This is a genomic window from Streptomyces sp. KL116D (assembly GCF_030766975.1).
In the GTDB taxonomy this organism is placed as follows: domain Bacteria; phylum Actinomycetota; class Actinomycetes; order Streptomycetales; family Streptomycetaceae; genus Streptomyces; species Streptomyces longispororuber_A.
The window spans coordinates 1-23,142 of the sequence record NZ_JASERH010000101.1 but is presented as its reverse complement, the minus strand read 5'-3'; the positions used below and the strand labels follow the sequence as shown (position 1 = coordinate 23,142).

Sequence of the window (23,142 nt, the reverse complement as noted above, 5' to 3'; positions counted from 1 at the left end):
GGCGGCAGCGGGGGCAACGGCGGCAACGGCGGCCAGGCCGGCACCGAGACGGGCCCCGCGGGGTGCGGACTCGCGGGCAGCAAGGTCAAGTCCGTACAGCGGGAGCTGAACCGGAACGAGACCGGCAGGCCCGGAGCCGCCGGCGCTCTCGGTCAGGCGGGAACGTATCGATGGGCCGGCCTGGCGGGCACGGGGGCGACGGCGGTGGCGGCCGGTCCGCATGGAAGAGCCCCGCTTCCCGGTGTCGCCGCCGGGGGCGACGGCGGCAAGGGCGCCACCGGGGGGCGACGGCGGCAGGAGGGCCGTGACGGAGACGAATGGTCAGCCCCAAGGCCGATGCGCAGACCGGCACGGCGGGCGGCAACGGCCAGGTCATGGTCACCTGGCACGTTGAGGAGCCCATGCCCGAGCCCGAGCCCGTGCCCGAGGACCAGGACTCCTGAGAAGCCATCATCCGCAAACCGGTGCTGACCGGACCTGAGCCTGTGTCACGTGCCCGCCGGGCGCCGAGTGGGCACAGGCTCAGGGGCGGACGGCCCCCAGGTTCACCGGACGGGCGCCGTTGGGCAGTCGAGAACAGGGGAACGCCGCCGGACTGACGCCTTGCAGGGTGAACACGATCTGCGTGGTGGGGCCGCCCCACAACGGGCAGACGTCGACCAGGACCTCACGGGCGCCCAGAAGTGCCTGAGATGCACTTTTCCAGGCAGGTTCTTCGTGAGCGTGCACGACGCGGCGACCTCCTCGGTCTCTCCCGACAGCGCTGCCGCCCGTTCACCCCCTCGTGCCCGGCCGCCTCGCCGATCCGCGCCGCGACCTTGGCCGACTGCGCACCGTCCTTGAGTCACCGCTCACCACCGTCCAGCCGGCGCTGATCGACCGGACGCGGCTGAAGGACGCGGCCAAGGGTAAGTAGGCCCTGCACGCATCGTGTGAGAGGGAGTGCACGAGCCTGGACAGTCACCTCGCATGCTGCAGGTCCACTGCTGGCGGAGCCTGAGTGCAGCCGTCCCGTTCTTCTGTGGGGCGCGGGTGACATCAACGTCAGCCCGGATGCTCGTGTCGACAACTTCGCGTCCAACCGCGGCTGAACTGGGGCTTGTGGGGCAAGATGGGCTTCGAAGCACCTCGAACGGGGTGCGTGTGGACTCCGGGCCTTTTGCTGAGGACCTCGGGTGATGTGAAGGATTGCAGTATGGCCAGCGGTACCGTGAAGTGGTTCAACAGCGAAAAGGGTTTCGGCTTCATCGAGCAGGACGGTGGCGGACCCGACGTCTTCGCCCACTACTCCAACATCTCCGGCAATGGTTACCGCAGAGCTCGTTGAGGGCGAGAAGGTCACCTTCGACGTCACGCAGGGCCAGAAGGGCCCGCAGGCTGAGAACATCGTGCGCGGCTGACACCGCATCACAGCGCGAAGAGGGTGCCCGCCGAACACGGCGGGCACCCTCTTCGCGCTTCCGGTCTGCACGGTGTATTCCTCAGACGTATGGCACATGACGCACGCACGTCGACCCGGGCTGACCTGACGCGCAGCGCAACTGCATGAAGGCGTTCAGGCGGCCTCGTGCAGGAGCTTCTCAGGCGGCGGTGCGGTTTCCGTCGGTGTCGCAGGGGAGCGTGGCGGTGGGGTTGTGGGCGGTGAAGTCGCGGTGGGCCTGGCGCTCGGTCTCGGCGATGGCGGTGGGGAGATGTCGATGATGCCGCCGAAGGGCCGGTCGACGTCACGGATGATGATGAGGGCTGTGGTCAGCAGGGCGGTGATCACGACGAGAGTAGTGATCTGGCCGCGGTTGTTCCTGCAGGGGCAGGCACACGCCGAGGGCGGTGACGGTGATGACCAGCGTGGCGAGCAGGAACCAGAAGATGGTGGCGGGGATGCTGGAGGTGGCCTGGGTCAGGCGTTCCTCGCGTTCGTCGGAGCGTTTGTTGTCGGCGGCGACGAGCATACCGAACACCGGTTTGCCGGCCAGCGTCTCGAAGGTCTGACGGAAGCCGGTCGACCACACGTTGGGTGCGGCCGAGCCGTTGCCGTCGCTCATGGCCGGCCATTCCTGGACACGGACGGCGCGGGCGTAGCAGACGGCGCCGGCTTGGATGCCGGCGCGCTGGGTGGCGGGTGCGTACTCGGCTGTCTCGACGAGCTGGTCCAAGGCTCGGGCCTCACCGCGGGCGGCGACTTCGGCCTTGCCGTAGGAGCCGTTGGCGGTGACCAGGACGAAGGACAGCAGCAGGACGGTCATGGTCAGCAGCGGGCCGACGAGGTCTTTGACGGCCATGCCCTCGTCGTCGGCGGCGTTGACCAGGCGTGGCCGCAGCCAGCGGTTGGCGGCGAGGCCTGCGAGCAGGGCCAGGAGTGCGACGACGATCACGAGTACCACGAGGAGGAGCCTTTCGGAGCCCAGCGGGAACGGTGGGGCCCCTCCCGTGCGGGAGAGGGGAGGAAACAGCGGAAACGTTCGTTCGCCCCGCACGGGGATACGGCTTGAGCCAACCGGCACCACAGGGACCTGCACGGGAAAAAGCCACCCCCTGGAGCTTGGCCGGTCGACGCCGACGAGGTCCTCGGCGGGAGCGGATGGGTGGGATGCCGACCCGTTCTGAAGATCCAGACAGTTCGTGATCTTCGTAGTGGGCAGAGTAGTGCGGACCCGCTGGCACGCGCGGCCAGGTCACTCTACACGTGACGAAAGTCGGCACGCCATAACGCAGTTCAGGTCCGCGCAGGGGGACCAGCGGCCCTGACGGTGAACTCCTCCAACTCCCTCTGTCGTTCGGACGACGGGAGCGCGTCCGCTCGATCCCAAGACGCCAGTGAGTTGGGCGGTCGTCCATCAGCCCGTCGAGGATCAGCGGAGGCGGTGAGCGGCTGCTTGGTCGGCGCGTTGCTGTCTGCTCGCACCACCCACGTCCGTCGCAGGTGGCCACAGGACAGCCCGTCCACGTCGAGTTCGTCCTGCCCCTACGACCTGCTCAACCATGATGTGGCGCATCTGAGTGTCGCGACGGACGCTCTCTAGCCGCTGCTTGACCTGCAGTCATCCCGCAGCATCGGCCGAGCGCGGGCACCGGCCGGGAAGCACTGGTTGCGGCCCTCACGGAAGGGGTCGCGCTCGTCGTCTGGGACCGGCGGCCCGACACACGCCATAGGGCCTTCGAGCTGCCCAGCTCCTTCCCGGGCATGGCCCGGGTCAACTCCCTTTCAAAGTAAACCAATTGCGGGTCCAGGCGGACACGGAAGAAGAGGGACGGCTTCTGGTGGTCAGAGATGTCGCGTTCCTGTGGGACGACCCGAACCGCCTCATCGACTGTGAGGAGATGCCAGCATGAGACGATCAGTACGGCACAGTGCGGCGTGTGTTCCACGGCGGCGGCAGTGTCCCGGTGGGTGCGGGTCCGACCCTGCCCGACTGCGAGGCCTCGCGGGCCGCCCGGCGGCGGCTCGGCGAGGACCAGGTCCTGCTCTGTCCGCGTCAGGAAGACATCGCCATCGTGAACGCGGCGCTGCTGCGCCGACCCCTGTTGGTCACCGGTCTGCCTGGGGTTCGGCAAGGTCCAGCTCGCGTACCTGATCGCCCGCGAGCTGGGCCTCGGCCCGGTCACCGCCGTGGGGATCGTCTCGCGCACCGCGCTGAAGGAAAGGAGCTGTACGCCTACGACGCCATAGACCGTGCCCAGGCGATCGTGGCGTGGCGTGCGGGCGCCGAATTGGGCGCCGGTGAACAGGCCCCTGCGGATGGGCGACTTCGTCCCCCTGGGGCCCCGCTCGGCACCGCGCTGCTTCCGTACGAGCAGGTGCGCGTGCTGCTCATCGACGAAGCTGGACAAGAGCGACCTCGGTCTGCCGAACGACGTGCTGCACGTTCTGGAGGACGGCTCCCTACGACATTCCGGAGCTGAAGCGCAGCTCCGAGGATGCGATCTGCGTCTTCACCGACGACCCGGGCGCCCGCACGAGAGTCGATCGCGGTCTCGTGGGTGCCGGGAGTTCCCTGTCGTGGTGATCACCAGGAACGCTGAGTGCGAGTTTCCGCTCGTGTTCCGCCGCCGGTTCCTGCCGCTGGAGCTGCGGCTGCTCTTGCGCGAGCGGCTGCTGTCGATCGCGGCGAGCCATCTGAGCGGCAGCGAGGACGTCGTCGGGGACCTGGTGGACGACTTCGAACGACGGGTGCAGGACGGCGGAACGCACTCGGTGGACCAACTACTGAAAGCGCTGCGGCGGGCCACCACGGGTGGTGTCCAGCCAGACGCCGACAAGCTACTCAACACACTGGCCCCGGGCGCGGCCCCACGGCACTCGTCCACCTCTAACCGCCGTACCTGCGCCACCGTTCGTCGCTGTACCCGTTCCGCGCGCAGTTCGGCGCGGCCAACACGGCCTTGGGCTGCCGTCCGCCGCAGACATCGCGGACCCGCTGCCTCTGCTCCCCGAACCCGACGGCGGCACGGTTCCGACGCCCGACCTCAGCAGCATCCCGCCTCGGGAGACGGCACGGGACCATCGGGACGGGGAGCGACCCCGAGTTCGCCGACGGGGTTCGCGAGAACCTGCTCGCCACCGGCACCCGCACCCAGCTGGCCCGCATCGTGGACGTCCCCCGCCAGAGCTGCGCAGGGGCGCGGGCCACGGCCCCGCTGCGCGCCGCCGTGCGCAAGCCGGAGGACACCCCGCTGCCGGACACCGGCAGTGCGGGCTGGCCGTGGTTGCGTGGTGAACTCGCGATGCTGCGCGCCCTGTCCGGACCGCTCGCGCTACGGGCTGTTCGTATCGTCGCGGGGACCACAGACGGCGTCACGAACGCAGGGTCGTACGGGATGCAGCAAATATACCAAAGGGTCGGCTGGGGAAGAGCTGGTTGCTGCGAGCACAGATCTTCTCAGCCATGACTGAGCACGTTCTCGCCGACGGGGTGGGATTCCCGCTCATGGGCAGGCAAGCGGAAAGGGACAGGCACTGATGAACCGTCCAAGTGATCAGCGAGCGGTACTGCTTCTCACTGCTGATGGGGGATCGGTGACTATGCATTCGTTCCCGGCCAAGACCCGAGATCGATCGTCTAGGCGGCGTCCGGGCCGGAACGCAAGAGGAGACGACAAGATCGCGAGGGCCCGTTGGCCCGAGGGCGGGAAGGCGGAGGCTGCTGCTTCGCCGAAGCCGATTCGTGCGGCCGACCGACTGTCAGTGACTCTTCTACGCTTCCAGCCGTGAACACAGATGATCTTTCATGGCAGGCCGGCAACCCACGGTGGGCTTGCTCCCCCGGAAGGTGGATCTCCTACTGGGCACGGTCACTCTGGACCTGGTGATCCAGGCTGCGGAAGAGCGCGGTGAGTGGTTCTGCGCAAAAGCGCGCGGCGCAGGAGCTTTGCCGGTCGGGCGAGTTTGTGCAGGCGCTGGAGCTGATGGAGCCATTCGTCGCGGCCGGCTGGCGGCCGGCGCTGTTGAGTGAAGGCGGAGGTTCTGCTGCGGGCGGGCTGGACCGACGGGGCCCTGGATCTGGTCCGTCGGACGAGGAGGGCCGTACTTCGCAGTACGATGTGCCGGGACTTGGCCGAGCTGCTCGTCAAAGCCGGGCGTGTCGATGAGGCAATTGATCTGCTCGTGCCGCACCTCGAGGGCTGGTGGATCCAGTCGGTGCTGGTGGACATCACCGAAGAGGCAAGGCCGCGACGAGCGGGTGCTGAAGCTGATCGCCTCGTGCGCCGATGCGGCACGGCAGGCTCTCAGAGACAAACCGTGGGGGTCTCATCGATGAGGAGGCGCTGGTACTCCAGGCTCGGATGCTGGAACGCATGGATCGCGTCGACGAGGCAATCCGAGTCCTCGGTGCGGACATAGCTGTAAAACGCTATGGCACCCAGAACACCCCTACCGCCTACGCCGAACTGTTGTCACGCCACGGTCAGCTCGACGACCTGCGCAAGCTGGCATCCGGAGAGCACGCACACACCGTCCTGGACGTCTTCGCCGATGCCCTCCGCGACCGCGGCCGGACTGCAGAGGCCGAGACGGTGATGCGTGACGCCATCGCCGCTGACGACTGGGTCGGGTACCGGGCCTGGCTCTCCCTCGAGCCTGCTGCAGGACGGCCGGCTGGACGACGCGATCACCGTGGCCGAACCCGGCTTCAGCTGGTACGACTGCTCCAACCTCCTAGCCCCACCTCGTGTACCTGCTTTCGACCGTCCCGAGGAGCCGTTTACCTTCTGGACCATCCCCTCACCGTGCCCCACCACGACCACGAGGAGTTCCAGCACTCGTGGCGGGCCTTCGCCTCGCCAGTCTCGGTCGCACCGAGGAAGCGATCGCCGTGGTCGAAGCCCACCCCGATCCGTGGACCGACCCCCGCCCTCGTCCGAGCCGCGCCTCCTCACGCCGCTGGCCACCTCGAACGCAGCTGCGCGGAACTGCGGGCCGCGGGCACGGCCGAAGCACGTGAGGATCTGTTCGAGGTCCTGGTCAAGCGCGGGGCGAGCGGCCGAGGCGGTCATCGCTCACCCCACCGTCGCCGAACAACGTGCCGCCGGGGCGAAGACCGCATCCGTCCCCGTGCGGGAGGACGGGTACTCCGCGGAACCCCCTTTCTAGACGATGCCTTCAAATGATCTTGCCCTGGTGGATCATGGTGGCGTGATACATCGCCGCGAGTTGTCGGGCGCCGAATGGGAGTTCGTCCGACCGTTGTTGCCTCTGCCGTTGCGGGGTCGGAAGCGGCTGGGCGACCGCAGAGTACTGAACGTGGTTCGTGTGGAAGTTCCGCACCGGGACCGCCTGGCGCGACGTGCCCGAGCGATACGGTCCATGGGCCACACTCCATACCTGTTTCCGCAGGTGGGTGTGGGCCAGAACTACAGCTCGAAGTCGATCCGCACCCTGGCCATCGCCGTCCGATGGGAACGACGCTTCGAAGGCCTCCCTCGCCACAAGTGGCCTCAGGTCGTCCGGGGGAAGCCGAGATCTTGTCGACGGCAGCAGTGTGCTGTCCCGGATGATGCACGCCTTGGCTGTGGTGGTCTTCATGGCCTCGGTCAGGGGCGGGGCGCGGGCGGGAGGAGTTCGATGGCCTCGCGCAGGGCCGTGCCCGCGACCTGACTGCTTGGGATGCCCAACTGCCCAGTGCTGTCAAAGCGGTGGCGTGCCGACAGAGGCAGAACGTAACCTCTTCTCTAATTCAGAGAAGAGGAGTCGCTATGGCGACGCGGGTTGACTTCAATCTCGGTGACGACGGAAGCCAGGAGGCCGTCGTGATCTCCTCCGACCAGCTCGCCCGAAGTGGTGTGCGCCGCCCTGCAAGACAAGGTGCTGTTGTCGGAGCAGGCCGCGCCTCACGACCTGTGGAGGGGACATCGAAGCCGTGACCAGACTGCTGGAGGCCCTGGAGGATTGGCGGGAGAAGGCCATCGTGGCAGTCGACGAAAGCGGCACCGTGGACCGAAGCGCCCTCGGTGTCGCCCGCGAGCATGGGCGTGGCCAAGCTGTACGACCTTTGGAACGGCACGGCAGGCCACGCAATCCAGACACGGCTGACCCAGGTGGAGGTGCTGGAGAACCGGGTGACTGGCGAGGACGGAGATGGGACCCGGCCCGCGTCGTCGCCACCATGAACAGCTACGGCTGGGAGACCGACGACAAGCGGGCCCGCGCACTGCTGCGGGCGCTGACCGAGCAGGAGGTGCTGGAAAAGATCCCGAACCGAGGCGGACGCGCCGTCTACCAGGTCGTCAGTCCTCGGGACTGGCGTAGCCCTGCTCTGGACCCGGAGCGCGACACGATCGATAACGGCCCCTCCACCCTCCCGGCGCGGGTCGCGAGGCTGGCACGCGAAGACTCCGGTCCGACCGAGTGGTGGCTCGGGGAAGCCGCTAAAGCGGATGAGGGACGGCGACCGGTTGTGGATCTACTTCGGCGGGGGTCGAAGGGAAGATCGCGGCGATGGCGCATGTGAAGTCGTCGCCGCGACCGGCGCCGATCGGATCGCAAAAAGCCGTACGAATTCGACGCCGAACTGGATCTGAAGGCGACCACGGCTCTGTCCAAGTCGCCAGTACGGCTTCGCGGAGATGGATCAGAGGCACCCGCAGGCATGCGGGGGAGATGCGGGCGGCGGACGTGAAGCTGGCCGAAGCGCGTGCCAACATCTGACCGCCCTCACGCCGTGCGTGCTCAACTCTTGAGGGCTTGCTCGATCCGCTCGAAGTTCTCAGGGCTGAAGTTGCCCCGGCTGATCTGCACGCTTCGCTGTTGTTTCTGGAGTCACCACATTCGGATACGACGCCAGCTCCGGCACGGCGATCTCCCATGTGGCCGCGATGCGCCCTAGGACGATCAGCGCCTCATGGGACATGGCGCGGCGCACCAGGTGGAAGGCGAAGGACTGAGAGGGCAGTGTGTACGGGATCGGCCGCCACGATTGCGAATGGTAGCCGTGGAACTGCACCGCAAGCGATCTGCCGAGCTAGTTCGTCGTGACTGTGCCCCTGCTTCGCCAGGCCATTTAGAGTCCGGGACCACCAACGGAGTCCTGGATGGTCCTTTGTCGGGGTGCGTCAGAAAGTGATTGGGCGTCCCGCCGGCTTTCGCGATGTGCTGCAGGGTCCGCTCGGTCACACCGGGCCGGGCGTAAGCGGCCGGGTCTGTGTCACGCACGCCAGGATTGGCCAGCAGCATGACCAGCGGCGCGTCGTGCAGACCGATGAACGGTTCCGGCGGGAGTGTCAGGTTGAGCCGATACGGCGCGTGCGAGGGGTGAACTTGGGTGTTGGCGAGGGCCTGCAAGTGCGGCAGGTCTTCTGGGACCGCGTACGGTGCGCTCCTGGTCGTGCGGGTCCACGGATTGAGCACCTGATCCCCCGCTTCCGCGTCGTCATGGCATTCAAGCCTACGAGCATCCTGCGAGCGGCCAGCACCCTTCCGGCCAGCTATCGGCGCAAGGAGCCCCATCCCATCTTGATCAGGTGTCGAGTTCGAGGGCAACGACGGCACGGACAGCGGCTGTGATCCGCGTGGTGCTGCAGGGGGTCTGGAGGAGCCCGCCAGGGCTGATCGAAGCTTGGGTCGCGCGCCGACATTCCGTCACCCCGTGAGCTGCATGGCGTCGGCGCCTCTCATCTCGAGAAGATCGACATTCGCACTGCGTACGCGAGCACGCGACGTGGACCAGAGCTCAACACGCGTCCAAAGCCATCTTGTGGAACTGTGTTCCGTCCGGCGGGAGGCCGGGTGGCTCTGCAGGTGTCTACCAAAGACGCTTGTTGTCGGCTTCGGAGGGCCTGTGCCAGAGCTCTCGACTCACCTGCATGGCCACTGGATCTTCGTCCTCCCCGTGCTCCTGCTTCGGAGTCTCGGCGAAGAAGATTTGGCTGCGGTGTAAGGACGTAGCCTCCTCGCCCCTCTTCAGTAGGTGACAGCTCCTCACCAAGGGCTGCTGGCACCGGCGTTGAAGAGGAAGACTATGGATCTGGTCACCGTACTGCTCGTCGTTGTGGGGGATGGTGCTGCCGGAGTGTGACGAAGGTGATCGACAGCATCGCTTACCGCAACCGTGCGGCCGCAGACACCAGGGTGATCAAGGCTCGCCGCGGGAGGAAGGGAAGCCACGAGGTGCCTGATTCGAAGCCAGCGTCCCGCGATGAGTTGGGTGACCTGTTTGCCGCGCAGGCGGAAAGGATCGTGGTCCGCGTCCGTCAGTGGTTGCGCGATGCCGGTGTTCCTGAGGCGTATGTCGATGCCGAGAGACCTGGTGCAGGACGCCTTTGTCGCAGGTCTGCCGGTCCGACAGTCATATCCGCAACCCCCGCGCCTACATCTACAAGATCGTCAAGAGAGGGGTGGCGGACTCCGTACAGCGCTACCGCCGCCGGGAACAAGCGCACTGTCCCTTCGCGACGAAGCAGTTGTTGCCGGACTGTGCGGATGCTGTCATCAGCCGTCTTGCCGTTCGCCGCGCGGTACGGGCGCTGCCCCTCCAGCAACGGGCCGCAGTATGGGCGACCCAGGCGATGGACCAGCCCCAGGCGGAGTACGCCGCGGCCGCGGGCAGGGCGCCCGGCACGGTCGGTGTCCACGTGATGCGCGCCGTGCGCGTGCTGAGAGCCGGTACTGGCGGCTACTGCCGTCGCAGCCGCTGTGATGGTGTGCGCCCTGGGCGCCGTGGGGATCCGCCGCTACTCGGCGGCCAGCAGGCCAGGCCGCCCGCCCGCAGAGAAGGCCGAGTAATCGACTGGCTGGCCACCGTCGCCACCGTGATCGGCCTGACCATGGCCGGCATCGTCCTGCTGAGCCTCACCGCGCTGGGTATCACCCGCGGCACAGCCCGGAAGGCGACACCAGAAGCGCCCTGGCCGCAATGCCACAGTCCTGTGGTGTGACTCATGCCAGCAGTACCGAGGGCCGCGTACTGACTGAGGCAGAGTCGCAGTGGTGGCGAGGCTCGTGGGAAGGCGGAAAGTCTGAGGTTCCGCAGGTGCGCGAACCATGGATGCCCTGGCAGTCCGCGATCGATTCGACAAATCGCGTTCCACCGTTTTGCCGGAGTCGTTTTCGCGAGAACGCAACCAGTCGTCAGCCCCGGCCCAGTGACTCCATGTTCTGATGAGGTGGTGGGTTCGCATCCGACGGAACGTGCGGTGCGGGCGGCCTACTCCGGCTCGCTGGTCAGGCGCAGGCCGTGGTGGATGATTCGGTGGGCGATGTTGCTGGTGGTGGTGTTCTCCGTGTAGGAGCGGGCTTTGATGAGGGCCAGGGCGTCCGTGATGCCGCAGCTCTCTCGCAGTGATGCCGGCGGCCTGGGTGGACCTCGTTATGCAGGTCGGTTTCCCCGTACAGCCAGGGGTCCCCGTCCCGGGCCGAGGGAGGATGTCCTCGGTCAGGGCCGCACCCAACGCGCTGGAAAGGTCTGTTAGCCGGGGCAGGCTTTCGTGGTCGTACACCACCAGCACACCGATCCGCGTGCCTGCGGCGGTGAGCGGCAGGGCGGCAGCAGCCCGGAGCCCGAGATCGTGGATGCCGGACCCGTAGGCCGGCCAGCGCGCCAGCACAGATCGGAGCCCGCGGCGGCCACCACGCCACCGGTACGCGCGCCGCCTCTTTTTTTCGTGCCTTGGCGAGGCACCCATCCCAGATCCTGCGCCCGTTCGGCGCGCTCATCGGACGAGGCGACCGCGAGGCGCTGCATGTTCAGGCCGAGCAGCACCAGTGCCGCGGGCGTCGACTGCACGCCGCAACCACACTGGGGGTTGCTGCAGGGGTTGGGTGACAGAGTGTGGTCACGTGTGGCTGGGTAGGCCGGTGTGTGTCATGACGGTCTCGAATTGACGGGGTCAGTCGGCCGAGGGCAGCTTGTCTCTGCGGCGTCGGTGGTAGGTCTTCTCGATCCAGGTCAAGATCGCGTTCGCAGTTCCTGACGGTGGCCCAGGCGCCGGTCGAGAACGTTGTTCTGGGAGGCTGAAGAAGGACTCCATGGCCGCGTGTGTCGCCGCCGGCCCCCGACTACCCTATCGACCGGTTATCTGATGCAGGCCGTCGAGTGCCTGGACAATTCCCGTGACCGGACTGCGATCCGCGATCGCTGTGCAGGCTGCACCCGGCGACGTGATCGCGGCGGGCCACGCACAGCGGCACGTTGAAACCAGAGGCGGCGACAGCCGGGCGGGACTTCATCCGTGCGTCGATGGAGTAGCCCACGATCCTTCTTTGCTGAAGACGTCCTGACCGCGCAGAGATACAACTTCCCTCACCGGTGTGGTGTTCGGTGATGTCGGTGAGCCACAGCTGATTGGGGGCCGGCTGCGGTGAAGTCACGGCGGACCAGGTCGTCACTGGACCGGCGGTCCGGCCTTCTTAGTTCTCCCGCTCTTCTTGCCGAAGACGCTCCACCAGCGGTTGTCCCGGCAAATCCGCCACGCGGTCCGGTCCGCCATGCCGGATCCCCATGCTGCGGGCTTCGTCGGCCAGGGAACCGGTAGCCGAACTCCGGGTCCTCGCGGTGGGCGTCGAACAGTGCGTTCGCGCGAGTGGCCCGCTCGAACTCGGCATTGGTTACCGGGCTTGTCGAGCCAGCGGTAGTAGGGCTGTCTGGCGAGCTTGAGGGACCCGGCACGTGACCGTGACGGGCACCCCGCCTGCGGCCAGCTCTTTCACGAGCGGTTAGATCATTTTCCCGGCAGGTTCGCCTGGGACAGGTAGGCAGCGGCCCGGCGCAGGCCCTCGTTCTCCTGTTCCAGCAGCTTGATCCGCCGGCGTGCTTCGCGGAGTTCCGTGCTCTCCTGGCTGGTCGTTCCGGGCTTGGTCCCTCGTCGATGTCGGCGCGGCGCATCCATTTCCACAGCGTCATCGCATGGACTCCGAAGTCGGCGGCCACCTGCTCGACGGTCACACCCGGGCCGCGGTTCCTCGCGACTCGCACGACGTCCTGGCGGAACTCTTCCGGATACGGCTTGGGCACAGCGACATCCTTCCCACCCGCCCCTACAGGGCAAGCCAGTTCAGATGTCACCCGATCATGCGGCAGACCCTACGCTCCTTCCATGTGGGTGAGTCGAACAACCATGGCTTCGAGAACGAGCTGGACTACCTGCGGTCGATCAAGAAGAACGACCGCTACACCGTTCACGTACCGGTTCGAGTACATCGCCAAGAACCACGGCAACGACAACTACGACATCGGCACAGCAGACATGGTTGTCCAGGTCCAGTGGAACGACACGGAAGCCGGATACACGATCGCCTACGACGTCCCCGAGATGGACAAGATCGATCCCGCTGAGGGGAACGGTGATGCAGCGAGCTTCTACGAGAGCGACGTCTACTGGAGACTCGTAAGCGACCTCGACAGCATGGGAATCAGCTCCGAGCTTCGTGCCATCTGAGGTCGTTTCTTATGGCTGCAGAGCGGCATGAGAGCCTCCCGGCATGAGCTACGACCTTGCTGTCTGGGAAGGCGAGAGGCCCGCGGATGACAAGACCGCGGGCCGAGTCTTCAACGACCTGTACGACCGCTACATCGACAGTGAAGTGGAAGAGCCTCCATCCGAACGCATAGCGACCTACGTGGCTGCGCTGCTTGAGCGGTGGTGTGACCTCACCGAGGACGAGAGGAGGACACCTCGCCCTGGTCAACCGGGCCGTTGACCGGCGAAGCCATCGGTCCGCTGATCTACTCCCATGCGCTGGAGCATGGCCGAGAGGCGTCCGCCCACGCGGCGGCAGTGACGCGGCGTCCATGGGGCTAATCTGCTTTGACGTTCAACAGAACCGGCTCAGGTCGTAAGGAGAGGAGCCAGTCGGCGGTAGCTGATGCGGGCTGCGGCTCATGCCGACGAAGGCGAGGACTCAGCCGAAAACTTGAGCAACCATCACCAGCGCATGCCAAGCTGGTCGAGGTCGTCCCTGCGCTGTGCCGAGAGTTTGTCGGCGCGGCGGCGGGTGTTGGCGAGCCACATGCCGAGTGCGACGGGCACGCCGTCTGCGCCGCGTTCGGCTCCGGCGCGCCGCGGCCGGCCTCGGTGAGCGGCACCAGCTCGGTGTGCTTGCGGGGGCACCTGCAGGTGTCCTTCGCGGGCGTGGAAGCGGCGTGCGGCCGCCAGGTTCAGCATCCACTTGTCGTCCTGGGTGCGTCGCACCGGCCGCTCGTCCTCGCTGGCCTCACTCGAGGCCGAGGACCGATTCGAGCAGCCACTGCTGCGCGGGCCCGAGCTTGTCCCACCCCAGCCGCTGCGCCTGCACCCACGCCCCCCAGGTCCTCGCCCTGGACGACCAAAACCCCGGCCCCGCACTGGGGGAGGATGCCGCCGGCGTCGAGGTGGTTCTTGGCGAGGCGGTAGCAGCGCTGCCAGGCGGTGTCCCAGGCCGGGCACCACCCGGAATCGATCGCGTCCAGCGCGTCCAGACGGCTCTGCGACAGCCCCCACCCCGCCCGAGGCACCCTCTGCCCCTGCTCGTGCGCCGCAGCGGCCTCCACGGCCTGCCTCCGGCGGCCGCGCCGCTGGTTCTTCAGCCACACCCCGATCGGGAACCCGCCCTCACTCACCGCACTCACCGGTGCCAGCAGGTGCCCGTGCTCTTCTGCCCAGGCCCGGGCGACGGCGAGGCCCTCGTCGAAAGCATGGCCGTGCGCGTTCCACACCATGCCCAGCGCATCCAACTGCCGCACCCGCTCGGCCTCCAACGCCTCCGCGTTGTAGGCCTTGCGCTGGTCCGCCAGCCACACCCCCAGCGGGAAGCCGGCAGGCGCCCACTCGTCCGGTGTCACGTACCGATACGGCGCCGTCAGCTCCTCGACGACAGCCTGTTTGAGGTACTGCAGGCACGCGGCGATGCCGCGCCGCCAGTGGGCGCTTCTCCGAGTCCAGGGTGCGCGGCTGGATGAACTGCGCGAGCAGCGCCGGGTCCCGCAGCGTAGGGAACCGCAGTGTCGGGGATGTGGGGCTCGCGTTAGCTGGCGATGTCGGCCGGTCGGTGACGTGCGCGGAGCGGGTGGCGATGTCGGCTGGGCATGTGATGGGCGTCACGCATATGCCATACAACCTTTTCGGCAGTGCAACGCAGGCCACATTCTCTGTGTCCTACTTGTGTGCTTGGTGTGAGCTTCTGACCAATTGATGGGTGGTCAGTGCACGTAAAGGCGGCTTAAGTTCACGCCGATAACAAAGGAACGTACCCTGGTAGGGCGGGGTTTTGATGAGCGGGAGACGTCTCAGACGGCAGCGTTGGTGGGGGTGGTTGTCGCAGTCGCGCTGGGCGCCGGTGTGCTGCCGGCGCTGTCCACGGTGTCCGCGGCACCGGCTGCTGCTGCGGCCAGTGAGCCGACGGGCGACGCTGATACGGCTCAGGCGGTCTCGGAGAGCGAGGCGATGCGTCGGGCGAAGAAGTCCGGCGAGCCGGTGGAAGTGGTCTCGCAGCGGGGAGAGTCGCGGGAGGTTCTTTGCGACACCCGACGGGAACCTGGAGGCGCGGGAGTATCTGCGCCCGGTGTGGACCCGGTCGGGCAAGAGCTGGAAAGCACATCGATACGACGCTCGCGCGCCGGGACGACGGCACGGTGGATCCCGCGGCGACGGCGGTGAAACTGGCGTTCTCCGGCGGTGGGGACACGCAGCCGTTGGTGCGGATGGAGCGAGCCGGCCGGGCGGCGAGTCTGACCTGGCCGGCGGCGCTGCCGACTCCCGGTGCTGGACGGTGCGGTGGCCACGTGTCCGTCGGTGCTGCCGGGTGTGGATCTGCGGATGACGGCGCAGGAGGACGGCTTCTCGCAGCTGTTGGTGGTCAAGACCGCGGAGGCGGCGCGCAGAGCGAGGAGTTGGCCGAACTGCGTCTCAAGCTCGGCACCGAGGGCCTGGACGTCAAGGAGACCAGTCAGGGCGGCCTGCAGGCGGTCGACCATGGTGCGGGCGGTCACGGTCTTTGAGGCGCCCCAGCCGCTGATGTGGGACTCGAGCAAGGGCGATACGCTAGACCGTGGCGACCCGGAGCGCCACCGACGACGAGGGCAGCAGCAGTGCGCCGCAGGAGCCGGGAGCGGCCGAATCAGGACAGCTGGCACCGGTCGGGGGTGGAGGTCACCTCGACGACGAGCTGGTGCCGACCCCGGACACCGACGTGCTCTAGCGGGTGCGGACACCACCTACCCGGTGTTCATCGACCCGCACTGGTCCTCGCCGCGGGCGGAGGCGTGGACGATGGCGTCGAAGTACTGGGCGTCGTCCCCGCAGCGGAAGTTCAACGGCGAATCCGACGCCGGCATGGGCTACCGCAACTGGTCCTACTGTCAGCCCAACGACACCAAGCGGCTCTTCTACCGCATCCCGGTTTCCACGTTCGCGGGCAAGACGATCCTGTCGGCCGAGCCCGTGGTGCACAACACCTGGTCCCGCTTCCTGCACGGCGAAGTCCGTGGAGCTGTGGCAGACGAAGGACATCTCCTCGTCGACGACGTGGACCTCGCAGAACGCATCCGGGTACTGGATCAAGCAGCTGGCCTCGGACTCCTTCGCGTACGGGTACACGGGCTGCAGCGCGCAAGGATGCCGAGTTCAGCGTGAAGTCGGCCGTGCAGTCGGCCGCGAATGCGCATGACTCCACGATGACGTTCTGGCCCGCGGGCGGCCAGCGAGAGCGATCCCTATGCGTGGGAAGCGGTTCTCCAGCAAGGCGTTCTTGCGGGTGAAGTACAACCGCCCGCCCGCGCAGTTGAAGTCCTCGCAGCTGACCATGCAGTATGGCGGGACCTGCAAGCCCTCCTCCCGAACCCTGCGCGGGTGCGCACGCTGAGGGAAGATCACCGCAAACAATGTGACGGACCCGGACGGCGACAGCGTTTGCGGGTGCAGTTCCAGGCGAAGTGGGATGGCGGCTCGTGGAGCCCGGCCAAGACCAGCGCCAAGTCATCCGATCCGACTTCACGATCAGCTTGCCCTCGACGACTCGACCAACAAGACGGTGAACTGGTATGCCCGCGTCCACGACGGCAGAGCAGTACTCGCCGTGGTCATACGCGGAGATCCGCAGGCCTGCTTACTCATCTCACGATACGGCCGTGCCTGAGGCACCCACCGTGGCATCGAGCCAGTATCCGGAGTCCAACTGGATGATCCGGATGACCCGTGGTACGACGGGGTGGGGCAGTACGGATCGTTCACGATCGACTCGGCCAGCACGCGACGTGACCACCTACGGTACGGGCATCAACACTGACCCGTCCTCCAAGAACAAGATCACTACTTCGGACGGGGCTGCGGAGATCGCACAGATCCTGCCGTCCAAGGCGGGCGTGAACTTCGTGACGGCGCAGGCCTTCGACGCGGCCGGCAACGGCAGTGAGATCCGCACCTACCAGTTCCGGGTGAAGGCAGGCCAGCCGGCGAGGGCGACCTGGCAGCTGGACGAGGCGGCAGGAGCGAGCGAGGCCAAGGGCTCCACGCCCGTGCGCACACTGGCCCTGCACGGCGGGGCGACACCGGGCGCGGCAGGAGCCGATGGCACGGCGGTGCAGTTCAACGGCACCGACGGTTACGCCTCCACCGATCTCTCTGGTCAACACCGGCGGCGGGTTTGCTGCTGTCTCCGCATGGGTGAAGCCTCGACAAGATTCCCACCGCCACGGCGGACGTGGCCCTGATCCCGGGCAACAACGCGCTCGGAATGGAGCTGTACTACTCCACCACATACGGCTGGTCGTTCAACCAGTACAAGTCCGACGACGCCGCCGGCAGCCTGGTCCGCGCCGACCAGGGCGACACCAGCAAGGTCAAGGCCGGCACCTGGACGCATCTGGTCGGCTCCTACCGACCACCACCGATCTGCTGCAACTGTTCGTGGACGGCCAGCTGGCCGAGTCCGTCTCCTACGACGCGCCGTGGACAGCACGCCGCGGTCTGCTGGTGGGCGGCAAGAACTTCACCGGCACCCCAGCGCCTCTTCCCTGGCGCCATCGACGATCTGCAGATCTTCGACAAGCCGCTGGCCCAGGACGAGGTCGACAAGCTCAAGGCCAGGCAGAGCGTCGGCGACCCGCCGCCCGGCCATCGCCATCTTCGACCTCGACGAGGCGGCAGATGCCACCGAACTGACCGGGCACGGCGGGGTCCTGCCCGCCAAGTACAACGGCACGGTCACCACCGGGGGTGGAAGGCATCGCGGGCAAGGCCGCCAAGTTCGACGGCACCAGCGGCTACGCGAAGATCGGCCAGACCAGCGGCCCGCACATCAACACCGAGCGCAGCTTCACCGTCTCCGCCTGGGCGAAGCTGGACAAGAAACCGTCCGGCGCCGCAGTGATCACCGCACAGGGCCGGCCAAGCGGCTCCCGGCTTCGAGCTGTACTACTCGGCCGCCTACGACCGGTGGGCGTTCAACCAGTACTCCAGCGACAGCGCGGGCCGCCACCCCGCGGTACGGGCGATGCGCCCGACGGCACCACTGCCAGGGCGAGTGCGCACCTGGTGGGCGTGCACGACACCACCGCCAACACCCTCACCCTGTACGTGAATGGCGCCAAGGCCGGCACCACGACGCTGGTGGATGCCTTCTACGCGGACCAGTCGATGTACATCGGCGCGTCCCACTACGGCGGTGCCATGGGCGCCTACTTTCCCGGCACCATCGACGACGTACGGGTGATGGACCGCCCGGCCTCCGCGGAGGAAGTGGCGCAGATGTTCCGGCAGCGCCCGCTGGTCAAGGCCCGCTGGAACTTCGAGACCGTCACCGACGCGAGCCCGGCCACCAGCCCGGATGCCTCGGACAACGCCAACACGATGACGCTGGGTGGCCAGGCCAAGCAGGCCACGGGGTGGTCGACGTCAACGGGCTGCAGCTGGACGGCGTGGACGACTACGCCACCGCAGCCAGCCAGCCGCTGGACACCTCCACCAGCTTCACCGTCACCGCCTGGGCCCAGGCGGCCCGCGCTCCCCACCCAGAACGCCAGCGTGGTCTCCCGCCGCCGGCACCCACACCAGCGCCTTCGACCTGCACTTCACCTCGGACTCCACCAACGCCGACGGATGGGCAGCTACAGTGCGACATCCGCGCCGGCGACGACGCAGGCGCCAGCACCGACAGCGTGGCGAACACCGAGTTCTACCGACGCACGGGAATGGAACCACCTGGCCCTGGTCTACGACGGGTTCGCCAGGGAAGCCCGCCTCTACGTCAACGGCGTACTGCAGGAGACCGCCTGCACCGACGCCGACGGCAACGGCGACGCGGACGACACCACCTGCCAGACCTGATCGCCTGGGCCGACAACGTTCCCACCTTCAAGGCGGCCGGCACACCTGCGAGGTCGGCCGCGCCAAGACAGCGGACGCCTCTCGGACAGTACTTCCCCGGTGTCATCGACGACGTGGGCCTTCCAGGGCGCGCTGAACGACAGTCAGATCGCCGAACTCGCCGGCTCGTTCTACGACATCCCCACCGACGTGCCCTCCGGCGCATAGACTTCGGTCCCGAGGGGAGCGGGCATGACCCGCCCCTCGGGACCCGGTTTCTTATCCCTGTTCACCTGGGTGCCGCCGCGGCGGCACCCCTGGCCTGGATGACACATGCCCATACCAAGATCAGTCCGCGCGCGGGTGCTCTGGCGGCCGGCGGCAGCGACCCTGTCCACCGTGCTGATCGCCGGTCTGCTGCGAGACCGTCGCAGCGCCCGCGGCCAGCAGCCTGCCGGGCGCTCCCGCCTCCGAGAAGCCCGTCAAGGGCTCCCACTCCATCGAGACCAGAAAGCCGCGCCCCCAAGGCCAAGAGTCCCGTGTGCCGGGCCACCACTCCCCCAAGAAGTGGCCCACGGCCGGCACGGCCACCGTCACCGTCCCTACCGCCGACGCAAAGCCCGGAGACCCAGCTAAAGCTGGCTGCCGCCGACGGGCAGCCCCTCAAGATCGGTGCGGCACCCCCGTAAGGCCGGCGCCAAGTCCCAGTCCTCGACAGCGCAGCAGACGCCAGACGCGGTCAGCACGCAAGTCTTCGACCAGCACGACAGCCGGCAAGCCGGTGTGGCAGGCATGCTGTTCACCGTCGCCCCGAAGGCGACGAAGGACACCGACAACACGGCGCCCGGCACGATCGCCGTCAGCGTCAACTACACAGACTTCGCAGGCGCATACGGTGGCTCCTACGCCTCCCGCATGCACCTGGTCAGCCTCCCCGCCTGCGCCGTGACCACCCCGGACAAGAAGGCATGCCGCACTCAGACGGCCCTCGCCTCGACGAACAACACCGCGGACAGCACACTGACGGCCACCACCGTCGCTCTGTCGGCGACAACCCCACCGTGCTGGCCGCGGTGGCAGACACCGCCGGCGACAAGGGCGACTTCAGGGCGACCCAGCTGTCCCCGTCGGCGACCTGGTCCACCAACCTCAACACCGGTGACTTCACCTGGTCCTATCCGATGGCCACGCCGGAAGTACCCGGCGGCCTGGGCCCGGATCTGAGCCTCGACTACTCCTCCGGCACCATCGACGGTCGCACCGGCAACACCAACAACCAGGGATCCTGGGTCGGAGACGGATTCGACCTGGAAGGCGGGCTTCATCGAACGCCGCTACAAATCCTGTGCGGACGACGGGTGAAGAACGCCGACGGCAACAAGCCCGGTGATCTGTGCTGGGACTCCGACAACGCCTTCCTCACCTTCAACGGCAAGGGCGGAGAACTCCGTACCGGCCGGCACCGACACCTTCAAGCTCAAGAAGGACGACGGCACCGTCATCAAGCGCCTGCGTAACACGGGAGCTGGCCAACGGTGACAACGACGGCGAGTACTGGCGGCTGACCACCCCCGACGGCACCAAGTACTACTTCGGCTACAACCGGCCCTCCGGCTGGGCCGACGGCAAGGACGAGACCAACTCGAACTGGACCGTCCCCGTCTTCGGCGACGACAGCGGCGAGCGCGTGTCACGCCTCCGCGTTCGCGGACTCCTGGTGCCAGCAGACCTGGCGCTGGAAACCTCGATGCCGTCGTCGACCCGCACGGCAACCTGATGACGTACTACTACGGCAAGGAGACCAACTCCTACGGCCGCAACCTGACCGCGTCCGACGACACCTCCTACGTCCGCGGCGGTTACCTCAAGCTGAATCGGAATACGGCCTGCGCGCCTTTCTACGACAAGCCGCTGGCCAAGGTGAACTTCACCAGCGCCGAGCGCTGCCTGTCGCAGACCGGTGTCACCTGTGCCGCAGACACCATCGACGACCAGGCTTTCTACTGGTACGACACACCGTGGGACCTGAACTGTAAGGCGGGCACGGACTGCGACAGTGGCCAGTTCTCCCCCTCGTTCTGGACCCGCAAGCGCTTGACCGATGTCAGCACCCAGACGTTGCAGTCCGACGGCAGCTACCACGACGTCGACTCCTGGAAGCTCGATCACCGCTGGGGCATGGCGGACATCGACTACCAACTCGAACTCGACAGCATCCAGCACACCGGCAGCTCCGCCACCACGGCGATCACGCTGCCGAAGGTCGGCTTCGTCTACACCCAACTCGAGAACCGGCTCGACAAGACCGGCGACGGCTACGCCCCCTTCATCAAGGGACCGGCTGTCCACCGTCACCGACGAGTCCGGCGGCCAGATCGACGTCAACTACCCGCTGCCGCCTGCTCCTGGGACGCACTGCCCACACCGGAGACCAACACCAGCCGCTGCTTCAGTACCTCGGCGGCGACAGCGACCCGACCCCGAACTGCAGTGGTTCAACAAATACGTCACCGACTCGGTGACGGCCACGGACCGCACCGGCGGAGCCGCCGACCAGGTCACCACCTACCAGTACCTGGACGGAGCCGCCTGCGCGCTGGGACGACGACCCACTGACCAAGGACAAGGAAAAGACCTGGTCACAATGGCGCGGCTACGGTCACGTACGCGTACAGACCGGCGGCCAGGGCGGCGCCAGCGCCATGAAGTCCCAGACCGACTCCTACTTCCTGCGCGGCATGAACGGTGACCGCAAAGACACCAGCGGCGGCACCAAATCGGTGAGCATCACCCTCGGTACGAACGAGGGCGACCCGATCACCGACTACGACGACCAGAGCGGGCTTCCCGTACAAGACCGTCACCTATGACGCGCCTGGCGGCAAGGCCATGAGCCGGACCGTCAGCCACCCGTGGCGCCCCCAGTCCGCCACAGACCAGACCTTCGGGCACCCTCACAGCTGCGTTCACCGGCACGCTCAACACCGGTTTCACTCCCTGACAACGGCGCCGGCGCCCAGTGGCGCACCACGTACACCTCCTACAGTCACGACGCCCACGGCCGTGTCATCGCCGAGCACGATGCCGGCGACACCTCCACTGCCGCCGACAACCGCTGTACCTGCACCGACTACGCGACCAACACCACTGACAACATCTCGACAAGGTGTCGCGGGTGGAGACCGTCGCGGTCGCCTGCGCTGATACTCCTGACCGGTCCAAGGACGTCATCTCCGACGTCCGCACCGCCTACGACGGCCTCCGGGCCTTACAACACCGCCTCCCACCAAGGGCGACGCCACCGCCGCCGCCAGCCGCTCAAGAAAGCAACGACGGCACCAAGGCCACGCTACCTGGAGACCGGCACCACCTTTCGACAGCTACGGCCGCCCGAAGATCGGCCACTGACCTGACCGCCGCCGACGTCGCCTGTCGACGGCACCAACGCCCTTCCGGTGCGCACCGCTTCGCACGGACGGCCGCACCACGACCACCGCCTGGCAGTCCGGCCACCGGCTGGGCTCCACAACGGTGACCTCGACCACCCCGCCGGCCACGGCGCTTGACGCGTCGAGCGCCCAGACGACCACCACCGACCCGACCCGGTGCGCGGGCAGGTGGTCAAGCAGACCGACACCAACAGCAAGGCCACCCAGACCGCCTACGACGCCCTGGGCCGCATCAGCAAGGTCTGGCCTCGCCGACCGCAACACCAGCCAAACTCAACTACGAGTACACGTACACAATCACCGGCAGCGCCCCGCGGCCGTCGCCACCAAGACGCTCGACTAACAACGGCGGCCAGACCACCTCGTACGCGCTGTACGACGGATCTCCCGCGGGCCCAAGTCAGCTCCAGTCGCCCGGTCCGGACGGCGGCACCTGATCGCCGACACCTTCTACGACGAACGCGGCCTGACCTCCAAGGTCTTCGCCCCTACTACGCGACTCACGGCGCCCAGCACCCAGCTGTTCGCGCCGGCGAACGCCCTGTCCGTGGAGACGCAGACCCGCACCACCTACGACGGCCAGGGACAGCCCGTCGAGGTGAAGCAGATCGCCGGCAACGGCGACGGCGGCACCGTGCCGGAACACCACGACCACCATCTACGGCGGCGACCGTGTCACCGTCATTCCGCCCCAGGGCGGCGTCGCCACCACCACTCAGCGACGCCTGCGGCAACACCCACCGAGCTGCGCCAGCTGCATTAGCCGCGATGCGACCGCCGCCTACGACACCACTGGGCACGCCTACTACCCCAACGGCAAACTCTCAAGATCGGTCACCGACACCGGCAGCACCTGGTCCTCGACTCACGACCAGCTCGGCTGCCAGCTCACCGCTACCAGCGGCGCACGAAAAACGCGCGAAAGCGTTTCACGATTAAATGCGAAAACGGTTAAACACCCAAATTTTGTTGAACGAAGTACACG

The 23,142-nt window shown here is 67.3% G+C and carries 18 protein-coding genes and 5 pseudogenes; 15 read left to right on the top strand and 8 right to left on the bottom strand.

All coding sequences use genetic code 11. The annotated features are described in order from the left end of the window. Nucleotides 1–317 precede the first annotated feature (317 nt). Together RBJ77_RS40085 and RBJ77_RS40080 are read left to right on the top strand one after the other, a co-directional pair. Nucleotides 318–443, top strand: a complete 126-nt coding sequence (locus RBJ77_RS40085; RefSeq protein WP_372346640.1) for a hypothetical protein — start codon at nucleotides 318–320, stop codon at nucleotides 441–443. Nucleotides 444–1,195: 752 nt separating this feature from the next. After that, nucleotides 1,196–1,400, top strand: a pseudogene (locus tag RBJ77_RS40080) (cold-shock protein). Nucleotides 1,401–1,724: 324 nt separating this feature from the next. Here RBJ77_RS40080 and RBJ77_RS40075 read toward each other — a convergent pair. Further along, the gene (locus RBJ77_RS40075) at nucleotides 1,725–2,516 is read right to left on the bottom strand and encodes a hypothetical protein (RefSeq protein ID WP_372349473.1); all 792 of its coding nucleotides are present in this window, start codon (nucleotides 2,514–2,516) and stop codon (nucleotides 1,725–1,727) included. 655 nt (nucleotides 2,517–3,171) lie between these two features. Between RBJ77_RS40075 and RBJ77_RS40070 the strand changes: the two are divergent. Continuing rightward, a pseudogene (locus tag RBJ77_RS40070) lies at nucleotides 3,172–3,330 on the top strand (hypothetical protein); the annotation flags it as partial. A gap of 2,562 nt (nucleotides 3,331–5,892) precedes the next feature. Here the strand turns inward: RBJ77_RS40070 and RBJ77_RS40065 are convergent. Beyond that, the gene (locus RBJ77_RS40065) at nucleotides 5,893–6,150 is read right to left on the bottom strand and encodes a hypothetical protein (RefSeq protein ID WP_372349472.1); all 258 of its coding nucleotides are present in this window, start codon (nucleotides 6,148–6,150) and stop codon (nucleotides 5,893–5,895) included. 1,451 nt (nucleotides 6,151–7,601) lie between these two features. Here RBJ77_RS40065 and RBJ77_RS40060 point away from each other — a divergent pair. Beyond that, complete coding sequence (locus RBJ77_RS40060) at nucleotides 7,602–7,946, top strand: hypothetical protein (RefSeq protein ID WP_372349471.1); 345 nt, start codon at nucleotides 7,602–7,604, stop codon at nucleotides 7,944–7,946. A 255-nt stretch (nucleotides 7,947–8,201) separates the two neighbouring features. Here the strand turns inward: RBJ77_RS40060 and RBJ77_RS40055 are convergent, their stop codons facing one another. Further along, on the bottom strand, nucleotides 8,202–8,438 hold the full coding sequence (locus RBJ77_RS40055) for a hypothetical protein (protein ID WP_372346631.1): 237 nt from the start codon (nucleotides 8,436–8,438) through the stop codon (nucleotides 8,202–8,204). A 1,315-nt stretch (nucleotides 8,439–9,753) separates the two neighbouring features. Here RBJ77_RS40055 and RBJ77_RS40050 point away from each other — a divergent pair. After that, nucleotides 9,754–10,368, top strand: a complete 615-nt coding sequence (locus RBJ77_RS40050) for a sigma factor-like helix-turn-helix DNA-binding protein (RefSeq protein WP_372349470.1) — start codon at nucleotides 9,754–9,756, stop codon at nucleotides 10,366–10,368. A gap of 946 nt (nucleotides 10,369–11,314) precedes the next feature. On the opposite strand, the pseudogene RBJ77_RS40045 reads toward RBJ77_RS40050, so the two are convergent. Then, nucleotides 11,315–12,443: pseudogene (locus RBJ77_RS40045) on the bottom strand (IS3 family transposase); the annotation flags it as partial. Between the two features lie 103 nt (nucleotides 12,444–12,546). Here RBJ77_RS40045 and RBJ77_RS40040 point away from each other — a divergent pair. Together RBJ77_RS40040 and RBJ77_RS40035 are read left to right on the top strand one after the other, a co-directional pair. After that, on the top strand, nucleotides 12,547–12,867 hold the full coding sequence (locus tag RBJ77_RS40040) for a hypothetical protein (RefSeq protein ID WP_372349469.1): 321 nt from the start codon (nucleotides 12,547–12,549) through the stop codon (nucleotides 12,865–12,867). A gap of 43 nt (nucleotides 12,868–12,910) precedes the next feature. Next, nucleotides 12,911–13,129: a hypothetical protein gene (locus RBJ77_RS40035; RefSeq protein ID WP_372346629.1), complete on the top strand. Its 219-nt coding sequence runs from the start codon at nucleotides 12,911–12,913 to the stop codon at nucleotides 13,127–13,129. Between the two features lie 224 nt (nucleotides 13,130–13,353). On the opposite strand, the gene RBJ77_RS40030 is transcribed toward RBJ77_RS40035, so the two are convergent. From RBJ77_RS40030 to RBJ77_RS40020, 3 genes and pseudogenes are all read right to left on the bottom strand, one after another. Continuing rightward, nucleotides 13,354–13,620 carry a helicase associated domain-containing protein gene (locus RBJ77_RS40030; RefSeq protein ID WP_372349468.1) on the bottom strand — a complete coding sequence of 89 codons (267 nt, stop codon included), beginning with the start codon at nucleotides 13,618–13,620 and terminating at the stop codon, nucleotides 13,354–13,356. Further along, a complete protein-coding gene (locus RBJ77_RS40025; protein ID WP_372349477.1) occupies nucleotides 13,587–14,126 on the bottom strand; it encodes a helicase associated domain-containing protein in 540 nt (179 codons plus the stop codon). The genes RBJ77_RS40030 and RBJ77_RS40025 overlap by 34 nt, the downstream gene beginning before the upstream one ends. 9 nt (nucleotides 14,127–14,135) lie before the next feature. Continuing rightward, nucleotides 14,136–14,324: pseudogene (locus RBJ77_RS40020) on the bottom strand (helicase associated domain-containing protein); the annotation flags it as partial. Between the two features lie 1,130 nt (nucleotides 14,325–15,454). Here RBJ77_RS40020 and RBJ77_RS40015 point away from each other — a divergent pair. The 4 genes and pseudogenes from RBJ77_RS40015 to RBJ77_RS40000 form a co-directional block, all read left to right on the top strand. Then, on the top strand, nucleotides 15,455–15,604 hold the full coding sequence (locus RBJ77_RS40015) for a hypothetical protein (protein ID WP_372349467.1): 150 nt from the start codon (nucleotides 15,455–15,457) through the stop codon (nucleotides 15,602–15,604). A 23-nt stretch (nucleotides 15,605–15,627) separates the two neighbouring features. Beyond that, nucleotides 15,628–16,038, top strand: coding sequence for a hypothetical protein (locus tag RBJ77_RS40010; protein ID WP_372349466.1), 411 nt, complete (start codon nucleotides 15,628–15,630; stop codon nucleotides 16,036–16,038). A 545-nt stretch (nucleotides 16,039–16,583) separates the two neighbouring features. Beyond that, on the top strand, nucleotides 16,584–17,114 hold the full coding sequence (locus RBJ77_RS40005) for a hypothetical protein (protein ID WP_372349465.1): 531 nt from the start codon (nucleotides 16,584–16,586) through the stop codon (nucleotides 17,112–17,114). Nucleotides 17,115–17,137: 23 nt separating this feature from the next. After that, nucleotides 17,138–17,413: pseudogene (locus RBJ77_RS40000) on the top strand (hypothetical protein); the annotation flags it as partial. Here the strand turns inward: RBJ77_RS40000 and RBJ77_RS39995 are convergent. Next, nucleotides 17,393–17,527 carry a hypothetical protein gene (locus tag RBJ77_RS39995; protein ID WP_372349478.1) on the bottom strand — a complete coding sequence of 45 codons (135 nt, stop codon included), beginning with the start codon at nucleotides 17,525–17,527 and terminating at the stop codon, nucleotides 17,393–17,395. The pseudogene RBJ77_RS40000 and the gene RBJ77_RS39995 sit on opposite strands and share 21 nt — an antisense overlap. 92 nt (nucleotides 17,528–17,619) lie before the next feature. Here RBJ77_RS39995 and RBJ77_RS39990 point away from each other — a divergent pair, with 92 nt between their 5' ends. From RBJ77_RS39990 to RBJ77_RS39975, 4 genes are all read left to right on the top strand, one after another. After that, on the top strand, nucleotides 17,620–18,729 hold the full coding sequence (locus tag RBJ77_RS39990; RefSeq protein ID WP_372349464.1) for a LamG-like jellyroll fold domain-containing protein: 1,110 nt from the start codon (nucleotides 17,620–17,622) through the stop codon (nucleotides 18,727–18,729). A 1,052-nt stretch (nucleotides 18,730–19,781) separates the two neighbouring features. Further along, on the top strand, nucleotides 19,782–20,225 hold the full coding sequence (locus tag RBJ77_RS39985) for a hypothetical protein (protein WP_372349463.1): 444 nt from the start codon (nucleotides 19,782–19,784) through the stop codon (nucleotides 20,223–20,225). Between the two features lie 259 nt (nucleotides 20,226–20,484). Further along, nucleotides 20,485–21,324, top strand: coding sequence for a hypothetical protein (locus tag RBJ77_RS39980; RefSeq protein WP_372349462.1), 840 nt, complete (start codon nucleotides 20,485–20,487; stop codon nucleotides 21,322–21,324). An 86-nt stretch (nucleotides 21,325–21,410) separates the two neighbouring features. Continuing rightward, on the top strand, nucleotides 21,411–21,578 hold the full coding sequence (locus RBJ77_RS39975; protein WP_372349461.1) for a hypothetical protein: 168 nt from the start codon (nucleotides 21,411–21,413) through the stop codon (nucleotides 21,576–21,578). The last annotated feature ends 1,564 nt before the right edge of the window (nucleotides 21,579–23,142 follow it).